This is a genomic window from Geminocystis sp. NIES-3709, assembly GCF_001548115.1.
Taxonomy (GTDB): domain Bacteria; phylum Cyanobacteriota; class Cyanobacteriia; order Cyanobacteriales; family Cyanobacteriaceae; genus Geminocystis.
This window is the reverse complement of the sequence record NZ_AP014821.1, coordinates 3074888-3087041: the sequence shown is the minus strand read 5'-3', so window position 1 is coordinate 3087041 and position 12154 is coordinate 3074888. Positions and strand designations below refer to the sequence as shown.

Sequence of the window (12154 nt, the reverse complement as noted above, 5' to 3'; positions counted from 1 at the left end):
AATTGTTATCAAATTTAATATGTTATGACAGATATAAATAACCTTGTAATTGAGTTAAAAAAGACAAAAATAGCTTATCAACAATCCTTACAAAATAGTCGTTTTAAGGGGGGTTTTCTTGGTAGGATTGCCCATGAAATTCGATCGCCACTGGGTAGTTTAATGGGATTACATCAGCTAATTATCAATGATTTATGTGAAAGTAGGGAAGAAGAAAGAGAGTTTATTGAGGAAGGTTATAAATATGCTAAAAAATTAATGGATATTCTCGATCGATTAATTATGGTATCTAAATTAGAGGTAGGAAAAGTTACTTTAGAAATTCAAAAAATAAATATCTCAGAGTTACTAACAGATATACAAGAAGTAATGGTATTACAGGCGGCTAACCGCAATCTGAAATTAACATTGGGCAAGTTAGAAGAAAATATCATAACCCAGTCTGACAGAACAAAATTAACTGATGCCTTATTATCTTTATTAGAAGTGGTAATTGATTACGGGCAAATGGGAGAAATAGTTTTACACTGTAGTAAAAATGAAGAAAATAAAACAGCAATAATTGCTATTGATTTTCCTTATCAACATCTAAATATTAATGAAGATATAGATTTAGTGGAATCTCCTATTGAAGAATTGAAACAACTAAACAGTCTTCCCCAACTGTCTAGTGGCATGAAAATAATGTTAGCAGAATCTTTGTTAGACATTCTAGGAGGCAAGTTAATGTTAAATGGTAGTGAAGAAGATAATCTTACACAATGGCAGTTATTTCTTCCTCTTGAGACTCTCTAACAACATCATTGGCGGTGGGATAACGATTATATAACACCATTGTCGTCGTTGTATTTTCCTGAAAACCAATTTTTTGATAGAATTTTTGTTGATGAGTCGTTGTTAAATAAATTCTTTCCACTCGATTTAATTGAGGATGACTAATTAAAGTTTCTACTAATTTACTCCCTAATCCAAATCCTTGATAGTCAGGATGAATCACGACATCCCATATAGTAGCACGATAAATTCCATCAGATGTTGCTCTAGCACAACCAATCAATTTTTTGTTATCCCATACTGAAACCACTGGATGACTGTTGTCGATGGCGATCGCAAGATCTTCAAGAGTCCGATTTTGCGCCCAAAAAGCTGTAGCTCTATATAATTCTTGTAGTTGTGATAAATCGATCGTGGTTTTATCCGTACAAAATTGGATATGGCTAAAATTCATTAATGTCACTCCATATTAACAATGAAAAATTAACAATGAACCATTAACAATGAACAATTAATTAATAACTTTTGTTCTTTAATCAACTCATGTTAACTTCATTAATAAGAATATCTGGGCAATTTAACAGTATCAATCTTAGCAAAAGAATTCAATGTTTGTTAATTGATTTATAAACTAGAGAACCAGTAATAAAAGCTAAAATAAAGATAATAGGATTAAGGTTTAGTTGTACTAAGGAAACAACTCCAGGGCCCGGACAAAAGCCTGAAATTCCCCAACCAATACCAAAAATGATAGATCCTACTATTAATGTTTGATCTATGTCTTTGGAAGTAGGTAGATAAAATTTCTGATCAAAAAAAGGATGTTTTAAAGGCAGAATAAATCTAAAACTAATAATTGTGACTCCCACTGCACCACCTAGTACAAACATTAAGGTTGCATCCCACTTTCCCATAACATCCAGAAATCCAATGACTCTTTCTCTATCTATCATTTGAGACACTGCCAAGCCTAAACCAAATAATAAACCACTTATTAAAGCAACTATATTCTGTTTATTATTCATTTCTACCCTAAAATATGTCTAGTTACAAATACGGTGATCATTCCCGATATTAAAAAAGTAATTACGGCAGTAAACGATCGAGTTGACAATCTTCCTAAACCACAAACCCCATGACCACTGGTACATCCGTTTCCCATTCTTGTACCAAAACCAACTAAAAAACCACCGAGAATCATAGGAATTAACGCCAAATTGTAACTAGGAGTTTTAGGTAAGGGAAGCACATATTCATAAATAATTCCTCCTAATAACATTCCTCCGAGAAAAAAAACTCGCCATTTTTCCGAAGGTTTAAATTCCAAAACCGCATTAATCATGCCACTAATACCAGCAATTTTTCCGTTAAAAGCTAATAAAATAGTAGCACTAACACCAATTAAAACACCGCCGATTAATCCATTTATCCAGCTTAATTCAAACATAATTACATCAAGCTACAGTACTTAAATATATAACTTTATAGTAATATAAAATGAAGAAATAAAGAGGACACTGAAAACAGCAGAAGATTAAGTACTATTTGATTTTAATAATCTAGTTTCTTGTTATATTGTGATCACAAACGACAATATGGCGACTACTATCAAAAGAAATAAATCCTTGTTTTTGTAAATCCCCTAACAATCTAGTAATTGTAACTCTAGTGGTACTAATGGCATTAGCTAGATTTTGATGGGTAAGTCTTACTTTTAATCGAATACCAGAATCCCTACTTTCTCCCATTTCCCTAGCTAAAAGTTTTAATAGTTGTACCAGTCTATCTTCTACTTTTCTTTTGCCTGCGATCGCCAATAAAGCCTCACTTTGTCGAATTCTTTTCACCACTTGAGAAAGCATTGCTTGAGCTAAAACAGAGTTTTTTTCTATTTCCGTTATAGAATACCATTGTAAATGAACATCTGACAAAGATTTTGCCTGAAAACTATCTAAGGAAGTAAACCAAAGACCAAAAAAATTATCTGAATGTACCCATCCTAACAATGTCTCTTCTCCTTGAGGGTTAAATTTCACCAACTGTACAACTCCTTTATTCACTTGCCAAACTCCTTGACTGATAAGAGGAATTTCTTCTCCTCGCTCATAAAAATGTAATCTTCTTTGTGTTTTTTGACCTTGATTTATAAGATTATGGTTAGAAGGAGAGGTTAACAGCATAATAGTTAGTGTAATTGACAATACATTATTATAAGTACAAGGTTATCCTTTCAAAGTTAAGAAAAGGTAATGAATAGTTTAAAGTTTTAAAAATTGCAAATTTAAAATTAACAAAATGCTTTTTTCACTTACTTGATAGCTTATTGATTATTTGTCTAAAATCCATTTGACTAATTTTTTAATCAATTTTTCTTACTTTTACCTTTTACTTTTTGCCTTCTGCCTATCTTCATCGATAATTTTATATCCAACTGAAATAATACTCCATCGTATTAAAGCTGAAGTAATACCTACTAATAAATACTATATATTAGCAATCCTATTTAGGTTGTAATAATCATCTTATTCTAAGTCTCTTCGACCTTCTAGGGCTCTTGCTAAGGTTATCTCATCCGCATACTCTAAATCACCTCCCATCGGTAAACCAAAGGCAATACGAGTCACTTTTGTAAATGGTTTTAACAACTGTCCGACATACAACGTGGTTGTTTCTCCTTCAATATTAGGACTAATAGCCATAATTACTTCTTTAATATTACCTTTCCCAACTCTTTGTATTAAAGTTTGAATATTTAGTTGTTCAGGAGTAATACCATCCATAGGTGAAATAACGCCTCCTAACACATGATACAAACCTTGATATTCTCTAGTTTTTTCAAGAGCGATCACATCCTTAGAATCTTCTACCACACAAATAACATCTTGATCTCGATTAGGATTACGACAAATTTCACAAATACGATCGGCAGAAAGATGAAAACAAACCTGACAAAATCCAACTTGTTTTTTTGCATCAAGAATGGCTTGAGCAAGGTTTTCAGCATCTTTGTCGCTACGTTTAAGGATATGAAAGGCTAGTCTTTGCGCACTTTTAGGGCCTATGCCGGGCAACTTTTGTAATTGTTCGATTAATCGTGCTAATGGGGGGGTAAAAATACTCATATTTTCAGTTGACGGTTGACAGTTGACAATTAAGTGATGTTTTTTCTTAATATTCTCAATAACTTTTCCATTTCTGGAGGCAAAGGTGCGATCGATTCTATAATATTTCCTGTGATGGGATGGCTTAAAGTCAACCTAAAAGCATGTAATGCTTGACCTGTTAAATTGACACCAACAGAATGACCAGCACTATATAAAGGATCGCCGATAATGGGGTGTTTGATGTGACTAGCATGGACTCGGATTTGATGGGTACGTCCTGTTTCAAGCTGAAATTTTATTAAACTATAATTTCCTAATCTTTCTTCTAGTTGCCAATGAGTTACTGCTTCTCTACCTCCTTTTTCGATAGATACGATGGCCATCTTTTTTCGATGGATAGGATGACGACCGATCGGTAAATTGACCATTCCTGAGTCTTGACGAGGTGATCCATAGACAACCCCAAAATATTCTCTTTTTGCCGTTTTCGCCTTTATTTGCTCTTGTAAACTGCGTAAAACTGCTTCTGTTTTGGCGACTACCATTACTCCTGTTGTATCTTTGTCCAATCTATGAACAATACCGGGTCGTTCAACTCCCCCAATACCTTGTAAATCAGGACAATGAGCAAGTAAAGCATTAACTAAAGTTCCTTCTTGATGACCGGGGGAAGGGTGTACCACAAAGTTTGCAGGTTTATTGATAATGATCAAAAATTCATCTTCATAGAGAACATCTAAAGCAATAGATTGAGGGATAACCGATGAGGCAATGGGAGGCGGAATATCAATGTTGATAACATCTCCCGATTTTAAAATAGTTTTTTTTTGAGTACAAATTTCGTTATTTAGGGAGACTTGTCCATTTTCGATAATTTTTTGCAATCTCGATCGAGATAAATCAGTGACACGATCGGACAACCATAAATCGATTCTTCCACCATCATCGGTGACAATTAATTGTTGTGAAAAAGATAAATTATTCAAAATAAGAGAATTTATTAAAAGGACGAGAGAAAGTAATATTTATTGAAAGAATGATTGGTTTTTTCATTATTAATTACTAGGAATTTTTGACTACTTGGGCAATTAATTGATTTTTCTGAGGTGTTTCTGCTAAATCTTTACGAGAATCGGTAATTAACCAATCAATGGCGGCCGCTTGAACATCAATGGCAATACCGTTTTTATCGACACAATAACGACCAAATACTAATTTATCAACTAAACGGACTCCTGAACCTAAACGAGAATATTCAAAAATAACACTGTTATCGACTGTTGCACCTTCGCAAATCCAACAGTTAGGGCCTATCATCGTGGGGCCAACTATTTTTGCTCCGTCTTCAATATGAGTCATAGCACCAATATATACGGGAGGAGTTATATCTACTTTTTCCCAGTTTACAGATACATTTAATCCTGTATATACTCCCGGTTGTACTTCTTTACCCGGTATTTCCACATTCTTAACCTCTCCTTTTAAAACCGATCGTACTGCTTCCCAATAATCTGGTACTTTACCGATGTCAATCCATTCAAAATCCATATTAACAGCATAAAAAGGCAAATCTAACTCTACCAGTTTAGGAAATAACTCACTACCAATATCATATTCTTGTCCTGCGGGAATATAATCAATAATTTGAGGTTCAAAAATATAAATTCCTGTATTAATTTGAGTACTTAAAGCTTCTTCGATCGAGGGTTTTTCTTGAAATGCTAAAATCTTATCATTATCATCCGTCACCACTACGCCATAACTAGATACTTCTTCTTTCGGTACAGATTTGGTGACTACAGTTGCGATCGCACCTTTTTCTTTATGTTTTTTGACAACTTCCGTCAAATCAAGATCAATTAAACCATCACCACATAAAACAATAAAAGTATCATCAAAAAAAGGATTAAACTCTTGGATTTTTTTTAACCCACCAGCAGATCCCAAAGCCTCTCCGATCAATTCACCATCAACAATGCGCCCTTCAAAAGAATAACCAATTTCCACACCAAACCGTTGTCCATCCCGAAAATAGTTTTCAATTTCTTCGGCTAAGTGACTTACATTCACCATAATTTGATTAAAACCGTGTTTCCGTAGTAATTCCACCAAAAACTCCATAACGGGCTTTTGCAATATTGGAATTAAAGGTTTAGGGATAGTATGGGTAATAGGGCGTACACGAGTACCTTTTCCTGCCGCCAAAATCATTGCCTTCATAATAGTTTTAATAATAAAAATTTTAAAATTTACATACATTCATGTTTTAAGATACCACTAAATAATAAAGAAGGTCGAATCGAAAATGAAAAATTTGTTTTTAAATTTTCCCGACTCCTCACTATGCCAAAGTCTCTTTTTTTCAACTAAGCCTAGGATACATATTAATTTACTGGCTAAGACAGAAAACGACAACAGATAATAGATTATTTCTTAATAATTTAATAAGATCTAAGTCAAATGAGTTTTATCTTAGGAAATATTTAAGTTAAATTTCTTAATTTTTTTTATTTTTCTTACAATTAATGTTTAATAAATATCGGTACTTTATAACTATGTTCTTTTAATTTTTTATATCAATTATAGAAGTTTTTTTGGTTCCTATATGGCTTTATAATTATTTTCTTTTTTAATTTTATCTTTAATTTACTATTACAAATATAATATTTTTGTCTTTTAGATTCCTCATGAGAATTTTTTTGTTAAGACTGAAGATTTTTGTTTAAGGAAAAATCTAACGAGGATCTTTTTTTAGATTTTAAGATAAGTGGGATGATTTCTTGATATTGTTGAGTTACTGTAATATCTTTTTTTTCTAAATACTCTCGAAAATAAGTTGCAGATAAAACTCTATTTAAGTATTCTGGAATTTGATCAGTGATAATTTTAGCACTATTATTTTGAATCATAAATTTGAGATTATTAGGATCTAATAAATAGACGACTATAAGTTTATGTTCAATTTTATTTAAAGCTGAAATGAACTTTTCTTGATCAATATTTGAACAATCACTAATATTTATTAAAATTATTTCTGTCAATTCATTTTCTGCTAATATTTGCAACCAAAAATCCCAATCAATATCAATAAACTTATTATTACCTAAATTGATAACGATCGATTCACCTAAGTCTTTTTTTTGTAAAAATAAGGCAAATTCACTACTAATGATACTATCTCCATAGTTAATAATTCCTACATTGCCCGATCGATATAAACTAGCATTATTAACACCCCAACAAATTTTTTCAGGAATTAAAATTCCTGCCTGAGAAGTTCCTAATATTTTGACTTGTTTATCTTCTGCTTTTTGCCATAGTTTAAGTAAGTCTAAAGGAGGAATATTTTCTGTATTAATTATAATTTGTTTTATTCCTGATTCAATAGCTTCTAAACCCGCATCCAAAACATTATAAGGATGACTAAAAATAATTGTAGTTTTGATTTCTGGATAAGTGTCCATCGCTTCTGTTACTAAATCAAACACAGATATATTCTCAATTTTTTCATCAATATATCGATCGGGAATACCAGCAATAATATCACGATTATCTAAATTAAATTCTTTTAAATAAGATAACGCTTTTGGTTGATCAACACCTTGTATTAAAATTTGACCATCAAAATTCCAAACCATAAATTATAAATTCTCCCTGATTTTTAGATTGACAAACAATAATTATTTATTCATTAGTATATAGGTTTCTCGAAATTAAATTATGAATTAAGTGTTAAACAAAACCAAAATTTCACCATCTTATTAATTTTTTGTACAAACTCATTACTACTAAAACGTCTTATCTATCTTTTTGAGAAGACTTTAATAATTAACAGGATTTAACTTCACATACGGCATAATATTCAGGAGAGAGATATTGGGAAGCATAAGACTGTAATTTTTCAGCCGTTAATTGCTTCACTATATGTGGATATTTAAGGGCTAAATTTGCTTTTTTGAGTATTTGATAATAACCGTATAATCCAGCTAATTGTTCGGGAGTTTCAGTAGAGAAAATATAATCATGACATAACGATCGTTGACAATTTTTCAATTCATTAGGAGTAACAGGCTCTTTTTGTAATTGATAAATTTGATTTCTAATAATGTTCTCTATTTGTTCAATATTATTCTCTGATAAATAAGCTGAAATAGTAAATAAACTAGAATATTTTTGTAAAGAAAAATCACAACTAATATCTAATACTAAATGTTCTTCTTCCCTTAATTTTCTAACTAGCCTTGAAGTTCTACCACCACTCAAAATCAAGGATAACATATCAAGCGCGATCGCACCTTCTAAATTTTCAATACCTGGCCCCATCCATCCCATAATTAGCCTAGACTGTTCTAATCTGGGCAAAAATAATTCCTTACGACGAATATCAATGATAGGAGGTTCACTGTCAAAATAAATATTAGGACATTCTGATCGTACCGCAAAATCTTGGAAACAGTTTTCCACAAGAGAGATAGAACTATCTTTATCAATGTTGCCAACCAAGACTACCGTCATATTTTCAGGTTGATAATAGGTTTTGTGATAACACCGCATTTGGTTAGGGGTATTTTGTAACAATAGAGGTTCTTCTCCTAATACCGATCGTCGATAAGGATGATTTTGATAAATAGTGTTAGCGATGGTTTGCAAAATAATCCAGTCATAATCATCATAGCTCGATCGAAGTTCTTCTAATACTACATCCCGTTCAATATAAAATTCTTCATCAGGAATTTCTGCTTGTAATATAATTTCTGCTAAATAGGGTAAGGTATCGGGCAAATATTGAGAAGCTGTAGTCAGAAAAAAGTGGGTATAATCATAACTTGTAGCGGCATTAGCACATCCTCCTGTACTTTCCACAATATAGTCGAAATCACCGGGTAAGATATTCTTCGTTCCCTTAAAGATCATATGTTCTAAGAAATGAGAAATACCAGACCAAGATTCTGGCTCAGTAGTGACACCAGCATTTATCCATACATCTGCAACAACAACGGAACTAGAGGGGATTTCCTGATGAACCAAAGTTAATCCATTAGAAAAAGAAATTACGTTAAGATCATAACGACAAGATGGTTGACTTTGAGTATTGCGATCGATTGAAAATATCATGCAACAACATTTATTTACCTTTTCTTAATCTTAACTCTAATATCGTTACTTCCCCACAAAAATAATCATGAATTATTGACAATTGATCTTTTTCACTTTTGATAATCGTTTTTTAGAGCCCTCTGTTTGTACAATTGATATGACTACTACTAAAACTTCAAATAGTAATCAAAATTTATCTACCAGAATAAAGCGTTTTTTCCCTTTTTAGCCAAAGATCAAGAGTATTACGACTAAGATTTAAAGTTTAGCAAACATGACTTTTTTTTGTGCCTCATTCAACGGCATTAACAGCTTTTTTTCTCAAATCATAACTATATGGGGCTGACATTTTCGTTATAGCACTCTGTATTAACTTAGGGAGTGCTTTTTAGCCTTTGTGTTAGGATGATCAATTATAACTATAGTGATTGTTAAGAAAAATTATGGTTTATTTATCAGTACCTTTAGAATTAAAGTTGCAACTAAGTGATGAACAATTTTTTGAACTTTGCCACAACCATAGAGATTTAAGATTTCGATCGAACTGAAATAAATATAGCAAATAAGAGTTATGAGGCGAGAAAAAATTTTATGCAATCTTTAAAGAAAGTAAATTTAAAAGACTTATATAATGAAGATTATTTGGCATGGTATGAAGTTACTTTAGAGCAAATAAAACGAAAAAATATAACTGATTTAGATTTAGATAGTTTGAAAGAGGTATTAGAAAATTTGGTTAGGGATATTAAACGGAGTGGGGAAAGTTACTTAAAACAAATTATTATTCATTTACTATTAATTGAATATTGGGATTCAGAAAAAATTAATCATCGTCATTGGGCGGCAGAAATTACTAATTTTCGAGATGAATTAGAAACGGATATGACTAATAATTTACGGAAACATCTTGAGAAGGAAAGAGAGAACATTTACAAAAAATCTGTTAAATATGTATTGATTAAAACAGGTTTAAATAAAAAGATTTTCCCTAATCAATGCCCTTATACTTTAGTTCAGTTATTAGATGATAATTGGTTTCCTCATAATATAGATTTAACTAAATTTTATCCATAGACATCGACTATAATTGATACAATAAAACAGTGTACAAGAGATAAAATAACAAATTTAACCTATTTTTTATAATCTATGTGTTTTTCAAGGAAAACAAAACTAAGGAAGTGATTATTATACTATCATATTTTCTTCATCACTGTACTAAATTAATCCCGAATTGTATAAAATTTGTAAAGTAAAGTATGTTTCGTAAATCTTAATGTGGTTTATTAAGTTCGATCGAGGATTAAAAAGAAGGGCTTTTGCCCTCACTACGAACCTATATAAATATTTTTTACCAGATGTATATTGTAGAATTGGTATTATAATAAGTCGATTTTTGTTTTTCTTGATTGTTCATGATAATCTCTTTTTTCGTTATTATTTGGTGTTTTGTGTCTATGAAGTCTAGGCTATAACATATAAAAGATTATGTTAACCTTAATTGATTACGAGAGGCTAAACGAGCTTTTCCTGATGTTGCCCAATTTTGTAAAAACTCAATTTGCTCTTTCGCAGTACGAGCTAAGGGTATAATTTGACTAGCCGCACTTAATATATCTTCGGTGGTAAAGTCTCTATTTTGACTAAAACCTAAGTGCATAGCTTCAATGATTGTTTGCTCAATTTCCGCTCCAGAAAATTCGGGGGTTTCATAAGCTAATCGTTTAGTGTCATAGCTACTTAAATTATGGGGACGTAATCTTGTTAAATGAACATTAAAAATTGATTCTCTTTCGTCTTGACTGGGCAATCCCACAAAAAAGATTTCATCAAATCTTCCTTTTCTCAACATTTCTGCCGGTAAATTTTGAATATTATTCGCAGTGGCTACCACAAAAACTGGACTTTCTTTTTCGGCTAACCATGTAATAAATGTGCCAAATACTCTACTTGCTGTACCAGAATCTCCTTTGCCATCAACACCAGTAAAACTTTTATCTATCTCATCAATCCACAAAATACAAGGAGATAAAGCCTCTGCTAAGGTAATCATTTGACGGGTTCGGGATTCTGATTCTCCGACTAATCCTCCAAATAATCGTCCCACGTCTAATCGTAGTAATGGTAAGTGCCAATGGTGTGCGATCGCTTTTGCCGTCAAAGATTTTCCTGTACCTTGAATACCAACTAATAGTAATCCTCTAGGATAAGGTAGCCCGTAAGCTCTTGCTGATTCACTGAAAGCCCCACCCCGTCTTAATAACCACTCCTTGAGATTATCTAAACCGCCAATGTCAGAAATTTGTTCTTTAGCAGGGTAGTAGTCAAGGATTTGTGTTTGTCTTATGGACTGTTTTTTTTCTTCTAATATCAGTTCTACGTCTTCTCCTTCTAATTTTCCATTTTGAGCGATCGCTCTTGTTAAAACCCTTCTAATGCGTTCTAGGGATAATCCTTGAGCGGATCTAACTAATTCAGCCAAAAATTGATCTGTGAGAAACTGTCCTGTAGAGGCGGATAGTCGTTGAATTTCTGTTTTAATTTCCTCAGCTTGAGGTAAAGCAAACTCGACAATAGTAAATACTTCTTTTAACTCTGTGGGAAGATTAATTTCGGGGGCAACGATAATAATATTTTTCGGTTGTGCTTTCAAGGTTCGAGCTAAATTACGCAATTTACGAGAAATAGATATATCTTCTAAAAATCGCTGAAAATCCCTTAAAATGAAAATTCCTGGGGTGTTACTTGGTAATTTTTCGATAAATTCTAGGGCTTGTAAAGGATTACGCCGTCCTAAGTTAGCATTATTAGGATTATCCTGATAACCTTCGACAAAATCCCATGTATAGATATTACGATTATTCACATTTTTCCCTATTTGTGCGATCGCTTTCTCAACTCTTTCTTCTTCTTGGGTGGGGATATAAATAAGAGGATAACACGCCCTTAATAATAGTGAAAATTCTTGACCAAAATGATTCATTAATTTTTGTACTATGTCTATTTACAATTTTATCAAAATTGAATTTAATCATGAGACGATTCATAATTATAATCATATCACATTCTCATTACTTTCATCTATTTTAAGTCTATAAAAAATAATCATTCTTCTGTGCTATCAAAAATTTTGTTATGTCAGTAACCTTACACTTTACTTGCTCATTGCCGATTGTACT

Annotated in this window: 12 protein-coding genes; 2 read left to right on the top strand and 10 right to left on the bottom strand. The window is 32.1% G+C overall.

The genetic code is table 11. From position 1 onward, the window contains the following. The first annotated feature begins 24 nt into the window (after positions 1 to 24). Positions 25 to 795, top strand: coding sequence for a sensor histidine kinase KdpD (locus GM3709_RS13155; RefSeq protein WP_066120042.1), 771 nt, complete (start codon positions 25 to 27; stop codon positions 793 to 795). Here the strand turns inward: GM3709_RS13155 and GM3709_RS13150 are convergent. The 9 genes from GM3709_RS13150 to GM3709_RS13110 all read right to left on the bottom strand — a co-directional run bounded on the left by GM3709_RS13150 (position 755) and on the right by GM3709_RS13110 (position 8993). Continuing rightward, positions 755 to 1228 carry a GNAT family N-acetyltransferase gene (locus tag GM3709_RS13150; protein ID WP_066120039.1) on the bottom strand — a complete coding sequence of 158 codons (474 nt, stop codon included), beginning with the start codon at positions 1226 to 1228 and terminating at the stop codon, positions 755 to 757. The genes GM3709_RS13155 and GM3709_RS13150 overlap by 41 nt on opposite strands. 151 nt (positions 1229 to 1379) lie before the next feature. Continuing rightward, positions 1380 to 1799: a YeeE/YedE family protein gene (locus tag GM3709_RS13145; RefSeq protein ID WP_066120036.1), complete on the bottom strand. Its 420-nt coding sequence runs from the start codon at positions 1797 to 1799 to the stop codon at positions 1380 to 1382. A gap of 2 nt (positions 1800 to 1801) precedes the next feature. Next, complete coding sequence (locus GM3709_RS13140) at positions 1802 to 2221, bottom strand: YeeE/YedE family protein (RefSeq protein WP_066120034.1); 420 nt, start codon at positions 2219 to 2221, stop codon at positions 1802 to 1804. Between the two features lie 112 nt (positions 2222 to 2333). Continuing rightward, positions 2334 to 2954 (bottom strand): Crp/Fnr family transcriptional regulator, encoded by a 621-nt coding sequence (locus GM3709_RS13135; RefSeq protein ID WP_066120030.1) that lies wholly within the window; start codon positions 2952 to 2954, stop codon positions 2334 to 2336. A 342-nt stretch (positions 2955 to 3296) separates the two neighbouring features. Then, entirely contained in the window at positions 3297 to 3896 is a 600-nt protein-coding gene (recR, locus tag GM3709_RS13130; RefSeq protein ID WP_173645720.1) for a recombination mediator RecR, read from the bottom strand. Between the two features lie 29 nt (positions 3897 to 3925). Further along, a complete protein-coding gene (locus GM3709_RS13125) occupies positions 3926 to 4864 on the bottom strand; it encodes an RluA family pseudouridine synthase (protein WP_144439444.1) in 939 nt (312 codons plus the stop codon). Positions 4865 to 4940: 76 nt separating this feature from the next. Beyond that, positions 4941 to 6098, bottom strand: coding sequence for a sugar phosphate nucleotidyltransferase (locus tag GM3709_RS13120; protein WP_066121929.1), 1158 nt, complete (start codon positions 6096 to 6098; stop codon positions 4941 to 4943). Positions 6099 to 6580: 482 nt separating this feature from the next. Further along, positions 6581 to 7516, bottom strand: coding sequence for a hypothetical protein (locus GM3709_RS13115; protein ID WP_066120025.1), 936 nt, complete (start codon positions 7514 to 7516; stop codon positions 6581 to 6583). A 190-nt stretch (positions 7517 to 7706) separates the two neighbouring features. After that, a complete protein-coding gene (locus GM3709_RS13110) occupies positions 7707 to 8993 on the bottom strand; it encodes a pitrilysin family protein (protein ID WP_066120022.1) in 1287 nt (428 codons plus the stop codon). Positions 8994 to 9566: 573 nt separating this feature from the next. On the opposite strand from GM3709_RS13110, the gene GM3709_RS13105 reads away from it, so the two are divergent. Further along, on the top strand, positions 9567 to 10049 hold the full coding sequence (locus GM3709_RS13105) for a DUF29 domain-containing protein (protein WP_066120019.1): 483 nt from the start codon (positions 9567 to 9569) through the stop codon (positions 10047 to 10049). A 412-nt stretch (positions 10050 to 10461) separates the two neighbouring features. On the opposite strand, the gene GM3709_RS13100 is transcribed toward GM3709_RS13105, so the two are convergent. Continuing rightward, positions 10462 to 11958: an AAA family ATPase gene (locus tag GM3709_RS13100; protein ID WP_066120013.1), complete on the bottom strand. Its 1497-nt coding sequence runs from the start codon at positions 11956 to 11958 to the stop codon at positions 10462 to 10464. Positions 11959 to 12154: the final 196 nt, after the last annotated feature.